Origin of the sequence: Prosthecobacter sp. (genome assembly GCF_044222345.1) — a bacterium.
In the GTDB taxonomy this organism is placed as follows: Bacteria; Verrucomicrobiota; Verrucomicrobiia; order Verrucomicrobiales; family Verrucomicrobiaceae; genus Prosthecobacter.
In genome coordinates, this window is sequence record NZ_JBGANL010000005.1 from 39,938 (window position 1) to 60,160 (window position 20,223).

21 protein-coding genes are annotated in these 20,223 nt (G+C 59.1%); 15 read left to right on the top strand and 6 right to left on the bottom strand.

All coding sequences use genetic code 11. The annotated features are described in order from the left end of the window. Positions 1-162: 162 nt before the first annotated feature. Positions 163-1,644 (bottom strand): PQQ-binding-like beta-propeller repeat protein, encoded by a 1,482-nt coding sequence (locus tag ACILSL_RS04670; protein WP_395730839.1) that lies wholly within the window; start codon positions 1,642-1,644, stop codon positions 163-165. A 50-nt stretch (positions 1,645-1,694) separates the two neighbouring features. Between ACILSL_RS04670 and ACILSL_RS04675 the strand changes: the two genes are divergently transcribed. From ACILSL_RS04675 to ACILSL_RS04710, 8 genes are all read left to right on the top strand, one after another. Continuing rightward, positions 1,695-2,162, top strand: coding sequence for a hypothetical protein (locus ACILSL_RS04675; protein ID WP_395730840.1), 468 nt, complete (start codon positions 1,695-1,697; stop codon positions 2,160-2,162). Positions 2,163-2,260: 98 nt separating this feature from the next. Then, a complete protein-coding gene (locus tag ACILSL_RS04680; RefSeq protein ID WP_395730841.1) occupies positions 2,261-3,118 on the top strand; it encodes a chlorite dismutase family protein in 858 nt (285 codons plus the stop codon). 30 nt (positions 3,119-3,148) lie between these two features. Beyond that, on the top strand, positions 3,149-3,397 hold the full coding sequence (locus ACILSL_RS04685; RefSeq protein WP_395730842.1) for a hypothetical protein: 249 nt from the start codon (positions 3,149-3,151) through the stop codon (positions 3,395-3,397). Further along, entirely contained in the window at positions 3,394-3,711 is a 318-nt protein-coding gene (locus ACILSL_RS04690; protein WP_395730843.1) for a hypothetical protein, read from the top strand. The genes ACILSL_RS04685 and ACILSL_RS04690 overlap by 4 nt, the downstream gene beginning before the upstream one ends. 3 nt (positions 3,712-3,714) lie before the next feature. Then, positions 3,715-4,497 (top strand): thiazole synthase, encoded by a 783-nt coding sequence (locus tag ACILSL_RS04695; protein ID WP_395730844.1) that lies wholly within the window; start codon positions 3,715-3,717, stop codon positions 4,495-4,497. A gap of 196 nt (positions 4,498-4,693) precedes the next feature. Continuing rightward, complete coding sequence (gene rpsN, locus ACILSL_RS04700) at positions 4,694-4,963, top strand: 30S ribosomal protein S14 (protein ID WP_395730845.1); 270 nt, start codon at positions 4,694-4,696, stop codon at positions 4,961-4,963. Between the two features lie 67 nt (positions 4,964-5,030). Next, positions 5,031-5,282 (top strand): zinc ribbon domain-containing protein, encoded by a 252-nt coding sequence (locus ACILSL_RS04705; RefSeq protein WP_300932566.1) that lies wholly within the window; start codon positions 5,031-5,033, stop codon positions 5,280-5,282. Between the two features lie 20 nt (positions 5,283-5,302). Then, positions 5,303-6,700, top strand: coding sequence for a hemolysin family protein (locus ACILSL_RS04710; protein ID WP_395730846.1), 1,398 nt, complete (start codon positions 5,303-5,305; stop codon positions 6,698-6,700). A 6-nt stretch (positions 6,701-6,706) separates the two neighbouring features. Here ACILSL_RS04710 and ACILSL_RS04715 read toward each other — a convergent pair whose 3' ends face one another. The 4 genes from ACILSL_RS04715 to ACILSL_RS04730 are packed head-to-tail and all read right to left on the bottom strand — an operon-like array spanning position 6,707 to position 9,876. Further along, positions 6,707-7,741, bottom strand: a complete 1,035-nt coding sequence (locus ACILSL_RS04715) for a threonine aldolase family protein (protein WP_395730847.1) — start codon at positions 7,739-7,741, stop codon at positions 6,707-6,709. After that, positions 7,738-8,148 carry a MauE/DoxX family redox-associated membrane protein gene (locus ACILSL_RS04720; RefSeq protein ID WP_395730848.1) on the bottom strand — a complete coding sequence of 137 codons (411 nt, stop codon included), beginning with the start codon at positions 8,146-8,148 and terminating at the stop codon, positions 7,738-7,740. The genes ACILSL_RS04715 and ACILSL_RS04720 overlap by 4 nt, the downstream gene beginning before the upstream one ends. Positions 8,149-8,161: 13 nt before the next feature. Continuing rightward, positions 8,162-9,190: an alginate O-acetyltransferase AlgX-related protein gene (locus ACILSL_RS04725; protein WP_395730849.1), complete on the bottom strand. Its 1,029-nt coding sequence runs from the start codon at positions 9,188-9,190 to the stop codon at positions 8,162-8,164. Continuing rightward, a complete protein-coding gene (locus tag ACILSL_RS04730) occupies positions 9,187-9,876 on the bottom strand; it encodes a hypothetical protein (RefSeq protein ID WP_395730850.1) in 690 nt (229 codons plus the stop codon). Before ACILSL_RS04730 ends, ACILSL_RS04725 begins: the two co-directional genes overlap by 4 nt. 195 nt (positions 9,877-10,071) lie before the next feature. Here ACILSL_RS04730 and ACILSL_RS04735 point away from each other — a divergent pair, with 195 nt between their 5' ends. The 4 genes from ACILSL_RS04735 to ACILSL_RS04750 all read left to right on the top strand — a co-directional run bounded on the left by ACILSL_RS04735 (position 10,072) and on the right by ACILSL_RS04750 (position 15,505). Next, positions 10,072-11,526 carry a DUF1501 domain-containing protein gene (locus ACILSL_RS04735; protein ID WP_395730851.1) on the top strand — a complete coding sequence of 485 codons (1,455 nt, stop codon included), beginning with the start codon at positions 10,072-10,074 and terminating at the stop codon, positions 11,524-11,526. 47 nt (positions 11,527-11,573) lie between these two features. Continuing rightward, a complete protein-coding gene (locus ACILSL_RS04740) occupies positions 11,574-12,521 on the top strand; it encodes a TlpA family protein disulfide reductase (protein ID WP_395730852.1) in 948 nt (315 codons plus the stop codon). 175 nt (positions 12,522-12,696) lie between these two features. Next, positions 12,697-13,656 carry a TlpA family protein disulfide reductase gene (locus ACILSL_RS04745; protein WP_395730853.1) on the top strand — a complete coding sequence of 320 codons (960 nt, stop codon included), beginning with the start codon at positions 12,697-12,699 and terminating at the stop codon, positions 13,654-13,656. 4 nt (positions 13,657-13,660) lie between these two features. After that, entirely contained in the window at positions 13,661-15,505 is a 1,845-nt protein-coding gene (locus tag ACILSL_RS04750; RefSeq protein WP_395730854.1) for a CocE/NonD family hydrolase, read from the top strand. On the opposite strand, the gene ACILSL_RS04755 is transcribed toward ACILSL_RS04750, so the two are convergent. Continuing rightward, positions 15,502-16,452 carry a threonine dehydratase gene (locus tag ACILSL_RS04755; RefSeq protein WP_395730943.1) on the bottom strand — a complete coding sequence of 317 codons (951 nt, stop codon included), beginning with the start codon at positions 16,450-16,452 and terminating at the stop codon, positions 15,502-15,504. The two genes, ACILSL_RS04750 and ACILSL_RS04755, sit on opposite strands and share 4 nt — an antisense overlap. 71 nt (positions 16,453-16,523) lie before the next feature. Here ACILSL_RS04755 and ACILSL_RS04760 point away from each other — a divergent pair, with 71 nt between their 5' ends. The 3 genes from ACILSL_RS04760 to ACILSL_RS04770 all read left to right on the top strand — a co-directional run bounded on the left by ACILSL_RS04760 (position 16,524) and on the right by ACILSL_RS04770 (position 20,205). After that, complete coding sequence (locus ACILSL_RS04760; protein ID WP_395730855.1) at positions 16,524-17,975, top strand: Gfo/Idh/MocA family protein; 1,452 nt, start codon at positions 16,524-16,526, stop codon at positions 17,973-17,975. Positions 17,976-18,173: 198 nt separating this feature from the next. Continuing rightward, positions 18,174-19,124, top strand: coding sequence for a carboxylesterase family protein (locus ACILSL_RS04765; protein ID WP_395730856.1), 951 nt, complete (start codon positions 18,174-18,176; stop codon positions 19,122-19,124). 103 nt (positions 19,125-19,227) lie between these two features. Then, positions 19,228-20,205, top strand: coding sequence for a carboxylesterase family protein (locus tag ACILSL_RS04770; RefSeq protein ID WP_395730857.1), 978 nt, complete (start codon positions 19,228-19,230; stop codon positions 20,203-20,205). Positions 20,206-20,223 lie beyond the last annotated feature (18 nt).

A 20,223-nucleotide genomic window follows, 5' to 3' on the forward strand; every position in this document is an offset into this window, starting at 1 on the left:
TGACCAGTGGAAACAATGCTTCATTTTATACTTGGGTTCTTTGTTTCTATGTGCGCTCTAAGTGTTAGCTTTATAGTTATGGCGGTGGACGCCACGCTATTTTGTTACAAATCGCCATGGCTGAAAACCGAGGTTCGATGGCGCTGAGTTATCTCCCGGCAGTTAGTCTCCTCGAATATCCAGGCAGATGACTCGCGGTCCAGACTTATGCAGCAGGTCCTGGGATTGCTGACGCACATAGAGCAGCCCGTCACTCAGCGCCGGAATGCTCCAGGTATTAAGAGCATAGAATAGCTGAGTTTGTGCCAGCACTTTGGCTCCTGCGGGACTCAGATCGAGCCAGTGCAGCGAACCCGTTTCTCCGAGGCAGAGAAAGGCGCCGTCGGCTTTCAGCAAGCTCGCGCGCAGGATGCTGAGGCGGGTGGGATTGGCACGTCCGGTCAGCTTGCTGAATTCGGCATCCTCCCATTCGATGTGCTGCTCCCACACTTCTGCGCCGGTCTCGGCGTTCACGCAGACGAGGCGTGACTTGGGCTCTGTCTCGCCGTCGATGGCGTATAGATGACCGTCGTGATACACCGGGTTCATCCAGTGGACGCCGAGTTTTTTCGACTGCCAGACCTCCTTCGCCTGAAACTCCGCGTCATACTCGACCATCGCACCGCCGAGCGGCCGGCCCTTCGGGTACGCGGTGGTGATGAAGGCGCGGTTTTTTTCTGGAATGACAACAGGTGAAGTCCCAATGGCCTGGATGTAGTCTTCACTGCGCCACGGAAATTTCGAATGCAGCTTCCCACTCGCGGGATCAACGCACATGAGGCCGCCCGTGGCCGGGTCGCTTTCGCCGCCGGCATAGATGAGCACTTTTGTCTGCCCATGCAGCTTGGCGGGAATGGGGGATGCATAGCTCGCGCCCCAGGCATCCTCGATGGTCCACACGACCTTGCCGCTCTGCAAATCGAAGGCCGCCACGCTCACGCCTGCCTCTGCAAGCTTCGTTTTACGGTCGCGCATTCCTTCGTTGTCTTCGATCAGGGCTTTTTTGCCACCGACATTCACGATCACGCGCCCGTCGAGAATCAACGGCGTGCCGCCCGCGCCGAAGAAATCCTGCGGCACGTTGAATTCTTTGCGCAGATCATGCTGCCACAATGGCTTGCCGGTTTTCAAATCGAACGCGCGCAACTCGGCGGTCACGCCAAAGGTCAGGACGATGCCCTCGGCGATCACCGGACTGCCGCGGGGGCCATTGCCGAAGCCGTAGCGATCTTGATAAGAGATGGGGTAATCCTGGGACCAGAAACGCTTTCCCGTTTCGCGGTGGAGGCATTCGATGGTTTCCTTGTCTTCGAGCGCATGGAAGATCACGCAGAAGTCGCCGCTGATGGCGGGGGAGTTGTAAGCCTCGCCCATGTGGACTTCCCACACCATTTTCGGTTCGCCCTGGCCCCAGGTCTTGAGCAGATGGGTTTCAGGGGAGTGGGCGTCATTCGTGGGGCCGAGGACACGGGGCCAGTCGCTCGTTTTCGCTTCTGCCGCCAGCGGCTTCGGCGTCGCATGAAAGGTCAGCCGGTCAAACGCCTCCTGCGCAGAGCAGACGTCCAGGGCGAAGAGTAGCAGAAACAGGCTCGACGAATTTTTCATGTCGTGCCAAGCTAGCCAAAGCTTCGAGAAACGCCACTCTCATGAATCCCATGCGTGAACTTGCCTGGCATGAACGCCAATTTGTGGCGCTCGTGATAGGAGGTCTTCCAGCCTGCATCATTGGGTTTTTCTTCGGACTCTGGGGAAATGAGATCGGAGGCCGGGAGCTCGATCCAGGCACGGTTTTACTGAGGGGAGGCTACTGCTCTGTGTTTCCGGTCATACTTGCCTGGATCATACCTCGTGCCTGGATTCCTCTGGCACTGACTTATGCGGTTGGATTTTGCATGGGTTTTGGGTTTCTCTTCTCGGAGGGGCTTAGAGGGCTTGGTGAGCTCATCGTGACACCTGTTTATTGGCTGGAAGGCAAACGCATAATCGCATCGCCGCCTTCCAATCATCCAGACCTCCCTTGGATTCTTGGACTGGCGTTCTGGCTGTCCGGACTGACGTCCATCCTGCGTCGAAGTTTCCGATTCACGGCCATGCTCCGAAGGATGGAAATCCATCCTGACTAGGGCGGCGGGCGGCCAGACAAAGCGCAGCAAAAGCCAATGATCGTCCGTTGAGCCGCTCGAATTCCGGCGTATGTGATTGGTAACCTCCACCCAACCCCATGCTCATTCCGACCTCTTTCCCCACGTCCAACGGCCCTGCTGAATCCAAACCGCTGATTTCCGAGGAGGGCTGGGTGGTGCAGCATTTGTTTTTCACCATTGATCACGGTTACTGGGCGGCTCTGACCCCCGAGGAGCGCCAGGAGCGGCGTGAGAACTTCACGCGCACGATTGAGGCCATCCGCAAGCACCCTGGCACGCAGTTGCTTGCGTTTGCGATGGTTTCGCCCAAATCGGAGCTGGGCTTCATGTTGATCACGCCGGATTTGCATGACTCCCAGCGCTTTGAAAAGCAGATCACCCTGGCGCTGGGCCCGGATGTGCTGACGCCTGCCTACAGTTATCTTTCCATGACGGAGTGGACCGAGTACTCGCAGAGCGAAGAAGAGTTCAAGGCGCAGATCGAGAAGGCGGAAAACCTGACGCCCGGCACGGAGGCCTTCGACAAACGTGTGGCGGAATGGAAGGGCCACATGACGAAGTATTTCAACGACCGCCTCTACCCGAACATGCCCGACTGGCAGGTTTTCTGTTTCTACCCGATGAGCAAGCGCCGCAGCGTGGGCGCAAACTGGTATGCCAATGATTTCGCCAAGCGCCGTGAACTCATGGGCGGGCATGCCAAAACGGGCCGCAAATACGCCGGCAAGGTGCGCCAGCTTATCTCCGGCTCCACGGGCCTCGACAGCCACGAGTGGGGCGTGACGCTCTTCGCGCACGACATGTTCCAGATCAAAAGCATCGTCTATGAGATGCGCTTTGATGAAGTGACCACGCAGTATGGCGACTTTGGCGATTTTTATATCGGCATCCAGCCACCGACAGGTGAGCTGCTGCAGCGGGTGATGCTGAGTTGATTTTAGCGATTCAGAAACTATTCTCCCTGCATGACAGCCACGCTTCCAGCCCCGGTCGCCGAGATCAAAGGCCGCATTGATGAGCTTTCCAGGGAGGATCGGTTGCTGCTGGACGAGGTTCTTCGTGTGGAAGGCGAAAGCGGCCAATGGGAGTCCATCCCATGGCCGTGGGCGTTGCTTGAAAAACGCAAAGCTGCTCTGGAACGAGGTGAAAGCAGCGCCATACCTTTGGAGGAAGTCGCAAGCCGCCTCCAGGCCCGAAGAGCCGCCCGGCCATGAGAGTCGCGGTTGATCTCGCAGCTGAGGCGGATATTGCTGAGGCGGCTGATTTTTACGATGAGCAGGAAGCGGGGCTTGGCGCTGAGGTGGAAGCGTTTCTTATTGAGTGTTTAGCACGATTTGAAACTCTGGCAGGCATACCCCCCAATATCCGGGGCATTTACCGCCAAATGATCTCACGGGGAAGGTTTCCGTACTTTGTCGTTTACTATGAGATATTGAAGGGTTCAGAGGTGCTGGTGCGTGCAGTGCAAGATCATCGCCGTGATCCGCATGACATCACTGAAAAAATCGACGATCGTTTTACTCCTTAAAGCATGCCAAATCTGCCCCTCACCATCGCCAATCGTCAGTTCAACTCCCGCCTCATGATGGGGACGGGCAAATTCGCCAGTGGGGAGCTGATGCGGGATGCCATCGTGGCCTCGGAGACGGAGATCGTCACCGTGGCGCTGCGCCGGGCGGATTTGACCGGCAAGGGCGACCCCTTTGCGAACATCCTCGATTTCATTCCGAAGAACGTCCTGCTGCTGCCGAACACCAGCGGGGCGATGAATGCGGAGGAGGCAGTGCGCCTGGCCCGCCTGGCCGTGGCGGCAGGTCTGCCCAACTGGGTGAAGCTGGAAATCCATCCCGACCCACGCTACCTGCTGCCCGACCCGATTGAGACGCTCAAGGCGGCGGAGATTCTCGTGAAGGAGGGGTTCATTGTCCTTCCCTACATCAATGCCGACCCCGTTTTGGCCCGCCGTCTGCAGGATGTGGGCACGGCCACGGTCATGCCGTTGGGGTCGCCCATCGGCTCGCATCAGGGTATCACGACGCGCAGACAGATCGAAATCATCATCACCCAGGCCACGGTGCCGGTGGTGGTGGATGCTGGCATCGGGGCACCCAGCCACGCCGCCGAGGCCTTTGAGATGGGCGCGGACGCCGTTCTGGTGAACACCGCCATCGCTGTGGCTGCCGATCCCGTGCGGATGGCGCAGGCGTTCAAAATGGCTGTGGAAGCCGGACGCAGCGCCTATGAAATCGGCCTGAGCGAGGGCGCAGCAGAGGCCTCAGCCACCAGTCCGCTGACGACTTTCCTCTACCAGTGAGCAGCCTGAAAAGGGCTGGTTTTCAGCCCTTCACCAGGTAGGTGAAAGCGATGACGCCGCAGAAAAGAATTGAGACTGCGAGACACATTCCGTAAAAGATGATCATAGTGTTTGGGCATTTAGCGCGAATCAGACCATCTTCCAGCAGAAATTTTTTCTTGCGAAAGGAGCGCTTTGGGGCAGACTCCGCGCCCCTATGGCAAAAACATGCTGGCTCGAGCGCGACAAGCGCAAACGTAAAACCGTCGAAAAGTACGCTAAACTCCGTGCAGAACTCAAGGAGAAAGGCGACTTCGTCGGCCTCTCCATGCTTCCACGTGATGCAAGCCCGACACGTCTCATCAACCGCTGCCGCGTTTCCGGCCGTCGTCGCGCGTTCATTCGCCGCTTCCAGATGTCCCGTATGACCTTCCGCGAACTCGCCTCCCAAGGGATGATCCCCGGGGTGACGAAGTCCAGCTGGTAGAAATCCGTCCCATCTAGCAGCCAGGGGCCGACTCTGGCTGCTTGGAGAGGCGGCGCGTACTCTTCTGATGCCTACCTACTCCTACATCGCTGATGACCCTGAAAAGGGATGCCCTGCATGCCGCAGAGGCTTTGATCTGCGCCGTCCGCTCAGCAGACCCGCGCTTGAGGCATGTCCTCTATGCAGGCAGCCGGTCAAAAAACTCATTTCCGGTTTTAACACGCCGAAGATCACCAAACCCCTCTCCGTTTCCGACGCCAAGGCCGCCGGCTTCACCATCCTCGAAAAACGATGCGATGGAAATTACGAGAAGCTGTGAACGCCTGATCGCGCCGCCTCATGACTCCTTTGCTCGCCAATGCCTCTGCCGAACTCGTACGCGAGTGGAGTTTCACCGGTGGTGAAATCTTCTGGCAGGCTGTCATTGTGCTGGCCATCGTCCTGCTCAACGCCTTCTTTGTGGCGGCTGAGTTTGCCATCGTGAAAGTCAGGGACAGCCAGCTCACGGCCGCCATTGAAGACGGCATGCGCGGAGCCAAATTTGCGCAGACCGTGACGCGCAACCTGGACGCCTACCTTTCCGCAGGGCAGCTGGGCATCACGCTGACGAGCATCGCCCTGGGTATTTTCGGCGAGCCGTTTGTCGCTGTCGTGGTCCAGCCGATGCTGTTCAAAATCGGCATCGTCAGCGAGACCGTCATCCGCTGGACATCCATCGGCATCGCCTATGCCATCGTTACCTACCTGCACGTCGTCCTGGGAGAGCAGACGCCCAAGGTGCTCGCCATTCGCAAATCCATGCAAACCGCGGTGCTGATCGCGCGTCCGCTGCACCTGTTTTACATCGTGCTGAAGCCGGCGATCTGGATTCTCAGCGCCAGCACCAACCTCGTGCTCCGCTTCCTGGGCATCACGGCCGTTTCCGAGCACGAGATCGCCCACTCTGAAGAAGAGCTGCGTCACATTGTGGCCGAAAGCCAGAAATCCAAGGAGGTGACCGAAACCGAGAAGGACATCCTTCTCAACGCCCTCGCTCTCAACGACCGCTGTGTACGTGATGTGATGACGCCGCGCAACCAGGTGGTCTCGCTCGATGCGGATGAAACCTTTGAGGCGAATCTCAAGATCGCCATCGATTCCAAGCACACGCGCTATCCGCTTGTGGAGGGGCATCTGGACCACGCCATCGGCACCATTCACATCAAGGATCTGCTCAGCCTCATCGGCAAACCGCAGCCTGATCTGCGCAAGATCAAACGCGAGCTGCAGATGGTGCCGGAGATGATGCCCATCGACAAGCTGCTGCGCTTCTTCCTCGACAAGCACGTTCACGTGGCCCTCGCCGTCGATGAATTCGGCGGAGCCGTGGGCATTGTGACGCTGGACAACGTGCTCGAGGAAATCGTGGGTGACATCCAGGACGAATTCGACCATGAAGTCAGCGAGTTTCGTCGCATCAACGACAACGAGTTCACCGTCGAAGGCACCTACAACCTCTACGAACTGGCGGACCAGACGGGCATTGATCTCGACAGCGACGAAGTCACCACCATTGGCGGTTATGTCACCCATCTCCTCGGTTATCTACCCAAGGTGGGCGAAAAAGTGGTCATCGAAGAGTATGAGGTGACCACCACCAAGGCGGACCTCAGGCGTGTTCTGCAGCTGCATTTCAAGCGCCTTTCCACCGTGGCGGAAGAGGCTGCGGCGGCAGATGCTGCGCCGGAAGGCTTGTAAGCCGGCTCACACGAAAGCCGCCGCGTCAGCGACGAAGGCATCCACATCCGCCTCCGTGGTGCGCCATGAGCACATCAGGCGTGAGCCGCCGCCGATGAAGCTGTAGAAAACCCAGCCACGCTCTTTGAGGCCATCCTTCATCCGGTCCGGCAGTTTGGCAAAAACGGCATTGGCATCCACCGGGTAGAGAATCTGCACGCCCGGCAGATGGCCGAGTGCATCCGAGAGGCGTCGGGCCAGGGTGTTGCCGTTTTGCGCATGCCTCCGCCACGTTTCATCACTCAAAATGCGCAGCCACTGGGCTGATATAAAACGCATCTTGGAGCACAGCTGCCCGGCCTGCTTGCAGCGGTACGCAAACTCCCGGGACAGCTCCTTGTTGAAGAACACGACGGCCTCCGTCACCGCCATGCCGAGCTTCGTGCCGCCGCAGCAGAGGACGTCGACACCCGCGCGCCAGGTGATGTCTGCTGGTGAGCAGTTCAATCCGGTCAGCGCATTGAAGAACCGCGCGCCATCCATGTGAATGGACAGGCCATGCTGTTTCGCGACAGCGCCCAGGCCCTTGACCTCGCCGGGGCGATACACGGTGCCGAGTTCCGTGCTCTGGCTGATGCTCAGGGCGCGTGGTTTGGGGAAATGAACATCGCTGCGGCTGGTGGCCAGCCGTACAACGTCGGCGGGGTCCAGCTTTCCAAGCGGGCTGCGGGCGAGCAGGATCTTGGAGCCATGGCTGAAAAACTCCGGCGCACCGCATTCGTCCGTCTCCACGTGAGCCTCCTGTGCGGTGATGATGCTGTGGTAGCTCTGGCACAGCGTGGCAAGCGAGAGCGAGTTCGCCGCCGTGCCATTGAAGACAAAGTACACATCGCAGTCGGTCTCGAAAAAGCGCCGGAACATTTCACAGGCTTCGGCGGTGGTCGAGTCGGCCCCGTAGCTGGGTTGATAGCCTGCATTGGCCTCTTCCAGGCCCTGCCAGGCTTCCGGACAAATGCCGGACGTATTGTCCGAGGCGAAGTGGTATTTCAGTTCAGCACTCATGCTTTTGCTTTCGGCTTCCCGTGCCATGCGAGAACGATCCCTGCGAGCAGCAGCAGCACATCACGCAGGATGAGGTCACGGTAATTGGAGGTGGCGTCTGCGTGGCCGAAGCAGCCGCAGCGGATGTCGATGCCACGCCACCACGCGATGCTGATGGCGGCCAGAAAAATCAACAGCGATCCATTCAAGATCAGCAGGCCGCCGGAACGCAGCAGGCCGCTCATGACCGCCAGTCCTGCGAAGATTTCCAGCCACGGCAGCCCCATGGCAAGCCACGCGGCCCAGGGATCCCCCAGCAGATCGAAACTGCGGATGTCATCGAGGAATGACATCGGATCCGCCACCTTCAGGATCCCCGCGTACACGAAGACGCCGCCGAAAAAGAAGTGAAGGAGGAGTCGCGGCATGAGTTCACCTAACTTACGGCACCAGTTCCGCCATCGGCAACAGAATGATGACCAGCTTCTTGTCTTCGTAACTCTCTCCGGGCCGGGGCATGTCCCGGACGTCCAGGGGGCGGCCAAGCAAAGTGGCAAGCTGAGTGGCAAAACCGGCATCCGGCGCCTGACCGCCTCCGCCAAAGCTAAGATGCGCATCATCATAAACGCGCATCAGTTCACCGCCGTGCAGCACGATGGGTGATTTTTCGCTCGGCGGGATGCCTTGGATTGAAACCAAGTTCGCTTCTTCTTCCCCCAGCAGCCTGGCGGTATTCAGCGGATCGAGCCTGCGAGCCAGATCACCGGCGTCGGTGCGGTCGAGAATTTTGGCATTGATGACAGGAGTCTCCGGGCTGCAAAGACGTGGCAGCTTTTCGTAAACATGCTTGTACACCGCCAGGGCCACAGCCTTCATGGCCTCCGGGGTCCAGTGGCTGTCATGCGAAAAGAAGACAGGCTGTCTGTCACGGAACTCCCAGAGGGCTTCGGTCATGTCCAGCACATCGATGCCCGCCGCTTTCACTTCAGCCAGTCTGGCCGCCTCACCTTTCAAACGCACGACATCGAGATAACGACCGGGCCGGATTTGTTCCGGGTACATTGTGGCACGGTCTGGAATCGTGACCACCAGCAGCGTCGTATCCTGAGGCTTCAGTTGTGCCGCCAGCTTGATCAGGCCGGGCTGCACGTCGTTGGCAGGGCGTCTGGCATGTGCCAGACGGTCAAGTTCACGCTGGTCAAAGAGCCAGCCTTCGCGCCCGAGATAGACGTTTTTGTTGCCTTCATTCAGGCCATGCATCAGCAGCCATTGCAAACCGCTGCGCACCGCTGCCGCCGCCAGATTGGTCTTGGAAGGCGTGAACCACGACGCTGCTTCAAACAGCAGCGGCACGGCCAGCAGCAGGGCAAACACGCGGATGACGTTCCGCGCCGCCTTGAGGCTCAGTTCCGGCTCGGGCGGCACCACGGTCCGCTTCGCTGGGTCGATTCGGGGAAGCGTCGGTTTCATGACATGGGGGCGGCATGCGTCCAAAGCATCGCCACGGCAAAGGTGAAAATGAGAATGCAGAGCGTCGCCTTCCAGGGAGCTGGCTCGCGCAGAAAATCGCGCGAATGCGGCAGGCCGATGAGACAGACCAGGCCTGCAAAAATCGTGAGGACGTGGAAATCCGTCCGTACCCGCGCCTGCTGAATCAGCGTGGGGATCGTCCTCGTCGGAGGTGCAGCTAAAGCCTTCAGATGCAGCCAGGTGTCGGCAAATGACCCCGTCTGCACCAGTGCTCCGATCACGGTGATGACCAGCAGCAGCACGATCAGCCGCAGCCAGTTTCCCCGGGTGAATCGCTGCAGTGTCAGCGCCTCCTGCACCGGCTCAGCCACCTTGAATCCAAACATGCCGCCCAGCCCGGCGATCACATCGCCGGCGGCAGTGCAGGCAAAATGCAGGCTGAGCAGCAGCCCCAGAAATCCCATCCAAGCCACACTGGTGCCCAGGCTTTCCGGTCCGCCGCGGAACACGATCGTCGCGAGATGCCACAGCGGATCGACCAGCAGCACCCACTTTCCAATTCCGAGGCAGAAGCGCGTGATGCCGTTCGCCACGTCGGTCGTGGCCGGTCGTGGTTTGACGTAAAGGCGTGCCGCCAAAGCGGCGGGCAGCAGCACAAACAGCAGATGATGGAGACTGATCAGCACAGGTGTATGGAGTTGGCGATGGCTAGACGCCCGTCAATCATGGAATCTTGGGGCAATGATGACAGTTTGCATGCGGCGGCTTCGTTTGCGGCTGCCAAGAGCCACTTTAATGCGATTTTCCTGCGCACCACCCAGAGGGGTGGTGGAGAAGAAAATGCGTCAGGGGAGTGATATTCGCAGCGTTCTAATACTGTCATGCACGACATTGATCCCACCCTCCCCGAGCCCATCGTCCGCCGCGATTTCCTGAAGAAACTCGCGGCTGCAGGCACTGCCGCCTGGATGACGGGCGAGCCGCGCGCGATCTGGGCAAAAACGGGAGATAAAGTGACGCACCCGCCCGCGAAGGCGGATGCCTGCATCCTGCTCTGGATGGCCGGCGGGATGGCGGCACCGGACACCTTTGACCCGAAGGGCTACCTGCCGTTTGAAAAGGGGCTGGAGGTGAAGCGGATGCTGAGCACTTTTCCTGCGATCAACACCAGCGTGGATGGCATCAAGATCTGCCAGGGCCTGGAAAACATCGCGCAGGTGATGGACCGTGCCACGCTGATCCGCAGCGCCGTGCAGCCGGACCTCGGCAGCATTTTGCACTCGCGGCACCAGTATCACTGGCACACCGGCTATGTGCCGCCGCAGACGGTGGCCTGCCCGCACATTGGCTCATGGATGGCGAAAGTGCTCGGCCCGCGCAATGCCGTGATGCCTGCATTCATTAACATCGGCCAGCGGCTCGAAGGCGTGGGCGAAAGCGAAGAGCTGAAGGCCTTCACCACGGCCGGATTTTTTGGCAGCGAGTTTGGGCCCATGAATTTGCCGTTTCCTGAGGAGGCCGCGCAGTCCGTGAAGCCGCCGAAGGGCATGGATGCGAACCGCTTTGCCAATCGTGACCGCCTCTTCCGCAAGCTGGTGGATCAAAGTCCGCAGCGTGAGTTCATGAGCGACTACCAGCAGGAGTCCATGCTGCGCAGCATGGACAATGCGTATCGTTTGCTCAGCGCCAAGGAGCGCGAGGCCTTCGACATCACGCTGGAGCCGAAGGAGAGCTACGCGAAGTATGACACAGGCCGCTTTGGCAGGGGATGCCTGCTGGCGCGACGCTTGGTGGAGGCGGGCACCCGATTCGTCGAGGTGACCACCGAGTACGTGCCTTTTTTCCAGTGGGACACCCACAAGGACGGCCACACCACCGTGGATGCGATGCACAAGGAGATTGATCTGCCGATTTCACAGCTTGTGCGTGACCTGGAGGCCAAGGGGCTGTTGGATCGCACGCTCATCGTCATCGCCAGCGAGTTCAGCCGGGATGCGCTCATGGAAGGCAAACCCGGCTCCACCGCCAATGACCAGACGACCTTCAAAGTCGACACGCTCAGTGAGATGAAGCACTATGGCCTGCACCGCCATTTCACCGGCGGCACCAGCGTGGTGATGTTTGGCGGTGGTGTGAAGAAAGGCCACCTGTATGGCGAAACCGCCGATGAACGCCCGCTCATCGCCACCAAAAATCCAGTGAGTGTCATGGACCTGCATGCCACGATCATGACGGCCATGGGCATCAGCCCGAAGACGGAGTTTGAGATCGAAGGCCGGCCCTTCTACGTGACGGAAGACGGGAAGGGAAAAGCGGTGACGGAAATCTTCGCTTAAAAAGATTGGTGGCGCGGTTTTCATCCGTTTAGGCTGTCCCCTCCTCCATGAACGCCCATCGCTTTTTCTGCATCGGAGTCACGACTCTCGTCCTGACTGCCTCCTCGTTTCTTCGTGCTGCTGACGGAGATGACGCATGGAAAAAAGTCACCGACGTCATTGAAGGCATCAAAAATCCGAAGACGAAACCGCAGTCAGACGATGAAGCGATGGTGATGCTGAAGAAGAGCCTCAAAGAGTTTGATGCGAACTACGAGGCCGCCATGAAGACAGCGCCTGCCAATCCAACCCGCTGGGATGTCGCGCTTTTTGACTCCATGCTCGGACGCGTGCGCGAGATGGCGAATGTTCCTGGCCCTGAACAGCCCCCCATCGCCCTCGCTGACATCCTCAAAGCCGAGGACGCCAAGCCCGAGACAAAATCGCAGGCCAGTCTGACCCTTGTCATGGTGGCTTCTGACGCGGCATTTGCCCCGGGCGGCGACGCTGCGGCATGGATCGCCCAGGCTGAGAAGCATCTGAAAGATTTCCCCGCCGAAAAGCTGAACAAAATGGTGGAGGACAGAATTTTCGAAATAAATCTCCGGACCAAACCACTCGATCTGAAATTCACCGCTCTTGATGGTCGTGAGGTGGATGTGAGCAAACTGCAGGGCAAAGTCGTCCTCATCGACTTCTGGGCCACCTGGTGCGGCCCCTGTGTCGAAGAACTGCCGACCGTTCAGCAGACCTACAAGGAGCTGCATGCGAAGGGCTTCGAGGTCATCGGCGTTTCACTCGATGCCGACAAAGCCGAGCTGGAAGCCTTCGTGAAAGACAAGGGCATGGAATGGCCGCAGTACTTCGATGGCAAGGGCCCGGAGAACGTGCTCTTCCTCAAATACAAACTCGAATCCATTCCCACCATGTGGCTGCTGAACAAGAAGGGCGTGGTCGTGAGCATGAATGCTTTTGAGGACATCAAAGAGAAGGTCACCAAGCTGCTTGCGGAATAAGCTCATGAGCTTATTCCGGCCCCACCGGTGTTGTTTGACTTGCCGCCTTCTGACTGCATTCCCGGGAGGCTGCTGTTCAGGTGGAGAAAAGCGCCATGATGACGATGCTTGCGGAAGTTGGAAATCTTCACGTGAAAAGATTGGTGGGGCGGCGGTCTCACGTTTAATCTGACTTATGAACGCGCACCGCCTACTCTGCATCGGGGCCACGACTTTGTTCCTGGCCGTATCTTCATTCCTGCATGCTGCCACTGGCGATGCTGAATGGCAAAAGGTGGACGACGTTGTCGAAAGCATCAAAAATCCGAAGGACAAACCGCAATCGCGGGATGAAGCGATCGCGCTGCTGAAAAAGGGACTGACAGAGTTTGATTCTGCTTATGCGGCGGCCATGAAGGCTGCGCCTGAAAACCCCTCCCGCTGGGATGCCGCCTTGTTTGAGATGATGGTCGGACGTGCGCGTGAAATCGCAGGAGTGCCGGCTCCAGAAAAGAAAGCCGTTGGCCTTGAAGACATTCTCAAAGCCGCAGACGCCAAACCTGCAACCAAATCGCAGGCTAGCTTGATGAGCATCATGGAGGCAGTCGACGCCGCCGAAAGCTCCGAAGGGGGCGCTGATGCATGGCTGGCGAAAGCGGAGAAGCATCTGAAGGATTATCCTGACGAAAAAATGAACAAGCTGGTGGAGGGCAGGATCAAGAGCATCAAGGCCGCCGCCGACCTGAAGACCAAGCCGCTTGAATTGAAATTCACCGCCGTGGACGGCCGCGAAGTGGATGTGTCGAAACTTCAGGGCAAGGTCGTGCTGGTCGACTTCTGGGCCACATGGTGCGGGCCCTGCGTGGCCGAACTGCCGAACGTGCTCAAGGCCTACAAGGAACTGCACTCGAAGGGCTTTGAAATTGTGGGCATCTCGCTCGACTCCGACAAGGCCGAACTCGAAGGCTTCGTGAAGGCAAAAGGCATGGAATGGCCGCAGTACTTTGACGGCAAAGGCTGGCAGAATGAGATCTCTTCCAAATACGGCATCAACTCCATTCCCGCCATGTGGCTGCTCAACAAGAAGGGCATGGTGGTGAGCACCAATGCGCGTGGTGGGCTGGAAGAAATGGTGACCAAACTTCTCGCGGAGTAAGACCATGATCCATCGCGCAGCCATCACGGCGGTACTTCTGGCCGCTACGTTCCTGCATGCCCAGGAAGCGGGTGTTAAAGTCGAAAAGAACGTCATGGTGGCGATGCGCGATGGTGTGAAACTCGCCACGGACATTTATCTGCCAGCAGGCAGCACCGACAGGCTGCCCGTCATTCTCACGCGCCTGCCTTACAACAAGGACGGCGCGAAAAGTTTCGGCGAGTACTTTGCGGCGCACGGTTATGCATTCGTGGCGCAGGACACGCGCGGGCGCTACGCCAGCGAGGGAGTCTGGCATTGGATGACTGATGATGGTGTGGACGGCGCTGATTGTGCCGCATGGATCGCCGCCCAGCCGTGGGCAAACGGCAAGATCGGCATGGTGGGCACCTCGTATGTGGGGGGCACACAGCACGCGATGGCTTTGGAAAAAGTGCCGCAGCTCACCACCGTCATCCCGGTGGATGCCGTGTCCAACATGGGACGACAGAGCATGCGCAATGCGGGCGCGTTTGAGATGCGCTTCTGGAACTGGATCATGCTCAATGCCGGCAAGGGCAGCAATGCAGCGCTCGATCCTGGCACGCAGGTCGAACTCAAAGAGATGGCGGATCATCGCTGGGACTATCTCCCGCTGCTGCCGCTGCGCCCCGGTTCCACGCCGCTCAAGCTCGCCCCTGAATACGAGGACTGGCTCATCCAGGCCATGCGCCACGGCAAGGATGATGGCTTCTGGGCGCAGAACAACATTCTGGCCGATCCCGCACGCTACAAGGACATGCCAGTCTATCTCGTCGGCGGCTGGTATGACTCATGGGCGGGCAATACCTCGGCGAATTTTCAGGCGCTCTCGAAGACGCTGAAAAGCGACGTCTATCTCATCATGGGACCGTGGATTCATGGCGCGCAGAACAAGTCTGCGCATGGGCAGGTGGAGTTCGGCACTGAAGCGGCCATTGCGGACCAGCTTGTCTGGCGCAAGGAGTGGTTTGATCACTGGATGAAGGGCATCGACAACAGCGTCGGCAAGGCTGCGCCCTTTGCCAAAAAAGTTCGCATCTTCGTCATGGGCACCGGAGATGGCCGCAAGACCAAGGACGGGCTGCTCAATCATGGCGGACAATGGCGTGATGAAAACGAATGGCCGCTGGCGCGAATGAAATCCACACCCTTCTATCTGCATGCCGAAGGCCTGCTGAGTGATGCCAAGCCCAAGGATGAGCGAGCATCCGTGACCTACGCCTTTGACCCCAGGAACCCGGTGCCTACGCTCGGTGGCAATATTTCCTCCGGAGACGGCATCATGCAGCAGGGCGCCTGGGATCAGCGGGGCAGCGACAAATTCTGGAACTGGACCAAGCCCATTCCGTTGTCTGCCCGCAGTGATGTATTGGTATTCCAAACTGCACCTCTGGCAGAAGACACCGAAATCACCGGGGAGATCGAAGTGAAGCTCTGGGCTTCATCAGACGCATTGGACACCGACTTCACCGCCAAGCTCATCGACGTGTACCCCTCCAGTGCCGACTGGCCGCATGGCTTTGACCTCAATCTTGCCGAAGGTATCGTGCGCGCCCGCTTCCGCGATTCGTTGCAGGAGGAAAAGCTCATGCAGCCCGGCAAGGTTTATCCCTTCACGATCAAACTTTACCCCACGAGCAACGTCTTCAAAAAGGGCCACCGCATCCGTGTGGACATCAGCAGCAGCAACTTCCCGCGCTTTGACGTGAACCCCAACACCGGCGAGCCGCTCCAGCAGCACCGCCGCACGGTGACCGCCACGAACACGGTCTATTACGATCGCGAACATCCGTCGCATATTGTGCTGCCGCTGGTGCCTCGGCGCTAGAGCAGAGCCTCGCGCAGGATGCTCATGCTCGCATTCCCACCCGTAAGCACGCAGGCCACGCGCTTGCCCTGCCATGCTGCCTGCTGCTTTTTCAGCGCCGCGTAGGCGAGCGAACCCGCGCCTTCGGCGATGTTGTGGGTGGTCTGGATGATTTCGCGCATCGCGGCGATGGCTTCGTCGTCATTCACCGTCACGATGTCATGCGCATGGTGCAGCACATGCTCCAGCGCATCCCGGTTCGGGGTCTTGCAGGCCACGCCTTCCGCGACGCGTGTGCTGCTCGTTTGTTCAACAAACTGCCGCTGCTGAAACGACAGCGCATAAGCCGGCGCATGCTCGGACACCACACCGATGATCTTCGTCTTCAATCCCAGGGCTTCCCGCGCCGCAGTCACGCCGCAGAAGCCGGAACCCAGACCGATGGGGACAAACACCACATCCAGATCACTCACCGCACGAAACAGTTCCAGCCCGTACGTGGCCACTCCGCGTACCAGCCAAGGGTGGAATGAAGGCACGGCATGCAGGCCTTCTTTTGCGGCCAGTTCACGGGAGTATTCCAGCGCTTCCTGAAACTCACGGCCATGCTCCACCAGCTCCGCTCCCAGAGAGCGCATGGCAGCATTCTTTTCCGGGTTGTTGCCATGCGGCACCACGATCACGGCCCGCAGGCCATTGAGCTTCGCGGCAAAGGCGATGGACTGCCCGTGGTTGCCCGTCGTGGCCGCGATGACACCGCTCACCTCGGGCTGCAGGCGTTTCAGCTCGTCCATGTACACGAGGCCCCCGCGAATCTTAAAGGCTCCGACCGGCGTGTGGTTTTCATGCTTCAACCACAGATCGCAGTTTTGGCCCGCCTCCAGCAGTGGCCAGCGGTAGGCCGGTGTTTCGTGGATGTGCGGACGAATGAGCGCCTTGGCGGCTTCGATCTCGCTGAGGGTCGGCAGTGGCTCCATGTTTCATGGCTAGGCATGAACTCCGAAAAGGCAAGCCCGCAGCCGACGTTATGTGCGGCATCATGAACACGCCCACCACTTCCCGTCGTCGTTTCCTTCAGACCTCCTTCGCCGGAGCCCTTTCCATGCCTGCCTGGGCGGCGCCGCTGGGGGCGAGCGGTGATGTGCGCGTCGCTGTGATCGGCTTTCGCGGTCGAGGCGGCGGCCATATCAAGGAACTGCTCAAAGTTCCCGGCGTTCGCTTGGTGGCGCTGTGCGATGTCGATTCCGCCGTCGTGGACAAGAAGGTGGCCGAACTCGCCAAGCAGAACATCACCGTCAAGACCTACCGTGACTTCCGTGAGTGCTGTGCGGACAAGGACATCGATGCGGTGACCATTGCCACACCGAATCACAGCCATGTGCTCATCGCGCTCACCGCCTTGCAGCACGGCAAGCATGTCTATGTGGAGAAGCCGGTCTGCCACAACCTCATTGAAGGCCGCAAGCTCATGGCGGCTGCCACCAAGGCGGCGGCGAAAGGCCTGATCGTGCAGCATGGCATGCAGCGGCGCTCCGATCTGGGATGGGCAGCGGCGATGGCGTGGGTGAACGAGGGCCACATCGGCAAAAAGAAGCTGTCTCATGCGCTCGTCCACGGCATGCGCCTCAGCATCGAGAAGGTGGACGTCGCCCAGCAACCGCCATCCACCGTGGATTACAAGCTCTGGTCCTCCCCGCGTCCGGAGCTGCCCATCATGCGCAAACAATTCCACTACGACTGGCACTGGCAGTGGCCCTACGGCAACGGTGACATCGGCAACCAGGGGCCGCATCAGTATGACGTGGCGCGCTGGGCGCTCAATGACCCCGCCACGCTGCCGCAGCGTGTGATGAGCCTCGGCCGTCGCTGGGGCTATGTGGATGATGGCCAGACGGCGAACTGCCAGCTCGCCTTCCATCCCTATGAGCCCGTGCCGCTGCTCATGGACATGTTTGGCCTGCCGACGAAGAACATGGACAAGAAAACCGGCGAGCCACCCTACAAGGGTATTCGCACCGGGAACATCATCCACTGCGAAGGCGGCTATGTGGCCGAATCCAAGGCCTATGACAACGAGGGCAAGACCATCACGAAGTTTGAAAATTTCCTGACGGGCCCGGAGCACATGAAAAACTTTATCGACTCCGTGCGCGCCGGGAAATACACCAAGGATGTGCTTCACATCCGCCACGGCCAGCAGGCCGCTGCGCTCGCACATCTGGCGAACACTTCCTACCGTCTTGGCAAGGCGATGAAGAACGAGGAGATCAAAGAACGCCTGCAGGGCGACAAGTTCGGCCAGGTCATTTTCGCGGACATGCTCACCACGCTAGCCGCGAATCAGATCAACACGGAGGTCGAGCAGGTCGTCGTCGGTCCGTGGCTCGATTTTGATCCGGTGAATGAGGTCTTCACAGGCGAATTTGCGGACGAAGCCAACAAGCTGGCGCAGGAGGAATACGCCGCCGGATTTGAACTGCCGGAGGTGTGAATTTTTCTCTGGAGGCAGCTTGAATTGATCAACGTCGGCATTCTCTGCGTTCATTTGTTCCTCATCCATGAAACATTTCGTCTCATTGCGCCACACCGGCGGCTGGAGAACGGACGATGGTAAAAAAATCCTGTCCGAAGTTCAAAAGGCCGCCGCTGACCGCTTTGCGAAACCTTGATCTCTTCTATTCTATAAGCCATGAAATCTCCAATCATCCTCTCTCTCCTCCTCGCTGCATCTTTGCATGCGCAGACGGCTTCTCCTGTCGTAAAACCTGCTCCGGCGCCGAAGCGCGCGCCGACTGTGGCGAATGTGCCTTATGGCACGCACGAGCGGCAGGTGCTGGATTTCTACAAGGCTGATTCCTCGAAGCCCACGCCGCTGCTGTTCTTCATCCATGGTGGCGGCTGGGTCGCGGGAGACAAGTCTGGAGTGGGCGAACTCGAAGCGTGCCTCAAGGCAGGCATCTCCGTTGTCTCCATCAACTACCGCTACTCCTGGCAGGCTCAGCTGGCTGGCGTGATGCCGCCGGTGCAGTGGCCGTTGGAGGATGCGGCGCGTGCGTTGCAGTTTGTGCGCAGCCACGCGGTGGAATGGAACATCGACAAGCAGCGCATCGGAGCCAGTGGCGGTTCTGCCGGTGCCTGCTCCAGCCTCTATCTGGCCTTTCATGATGACATGGCGGACCCGAAGAGCAGCGACCCCATCGCACGGGAATCCACGCGGCTATGGTGCGCGGCGGTCAGCGGTGCGCAGACCTCGCTTGATCCGAAGCAGCTCAAGGAGTGGACACCGAACAGCCGCTACGGCGGCCATGCTTTTGGCTTCATGGACCCCAATGAACGCAAGACACGCGATACTCGCTTTGCCGAGTTTTTGGAAAAGCGTGAGTCGGTGCTGAAGTGGATCAAGATGTACTCACCGTATGAGCTTGTCTCCAAGGACGATCCACCGGTCTATCTTTACTACAGCACTGCTCCCGCCATCGGCCAGGTGCAGAAGGACCCCACCCACACCTCGAACTACGGCGTCAAACTGCAGGAGCATTGCAGGGAGATCGGTGATGAGTGCGAACTCGTTTATCCCGGTGCGCCGGATGTGAAGCACAAGTCGATTGCGGAGTTTTTGATCGCGACGCTGAAGAAGTAGGCGCTGCGCCTTCTTCTTCCATGCACGAGGTGCCGATTCTTGAACAGCGTCCATCAACTCCAGTGTGAGATGGCGCGATGTGAAGACGTTTGATGAGTTCTCCATGAAACTCGCGCTCTCCCTCATCCTGCTCACCTCAATCTCCTTCGCGGCTGACACACCGGCGAAGAAGGTCGAGGCTCCCGCAAAAAAAGCCGCCGCTCCTGCTGCCAAAGCACCGGCCAAGAAGGTCTATCCGAAGAATCCGCCGCCGACGGTGGCGAATCTGAAGTATGGGCCTGCGGAGCGTAACGTGCTCGATTTTTGGCAGGCGAAGTCGGACAAGCCGACGCCGCTGCTGTTCTTCATTCATGGCGGTGGCTGGATGGGCGGAGACAAGGCGGGCATCGCGGTGGAGCCGTTTTTGAAGGAGGGCATTTCCGTGGTATCGATCAACTACCGCTACATCTCGCAGGCGCAGGATGTGGTGCCGCCGGTGAAGGCACCGCTGACGGATGCGGCGCTGGCGCTGCAGACGGTGCGCAGCAAGGCGGCCGAGTGGAACATCGACAAAACACGCATTGGCGCGAGCGGAGGCTCGGCGGGTGCGTGCAGCAGCCTGTGGCTGGCTTTCCATGACGACATGGCGGATCCGAAGAGCAGCGATCCCATTGCGCGTGAATCGACCCGTCTTTACACTGCGGCTGTGAACGGCCCCCAGACCACGCTGGACCCGAAGCAGATGCGCGAGTGGACGCCGAACAGCAAGTACGGCGGCCATGCCTTCAGCAAGGCGGGAGAATTCAAGAACTTCGATGATTTTGTGGCGGCGAGGGAGCGCATTCTGCCTTGGATCAAAGAGTATTCGCCTTATGCGCTGGTGAGCTCGGACGATCCGCCTGTGTATTGTTCATTCGGCGCTCCTCCTGCCATCGGCCAGGAGCAGAAAGACCCAACACACACCGCGAACTTTGGGGTGAAACTCCAAGAGCATTGCCAAGAAAAGGGCGTGTCTTGCGCAGTCTATTACCCAGGTGTGACGGATGTGAAGGCCAAGACGACCACAGAATATCTCATCACCAAGCTCAAGGAAGCGAAGTGAGAGCCGCAGACATACACC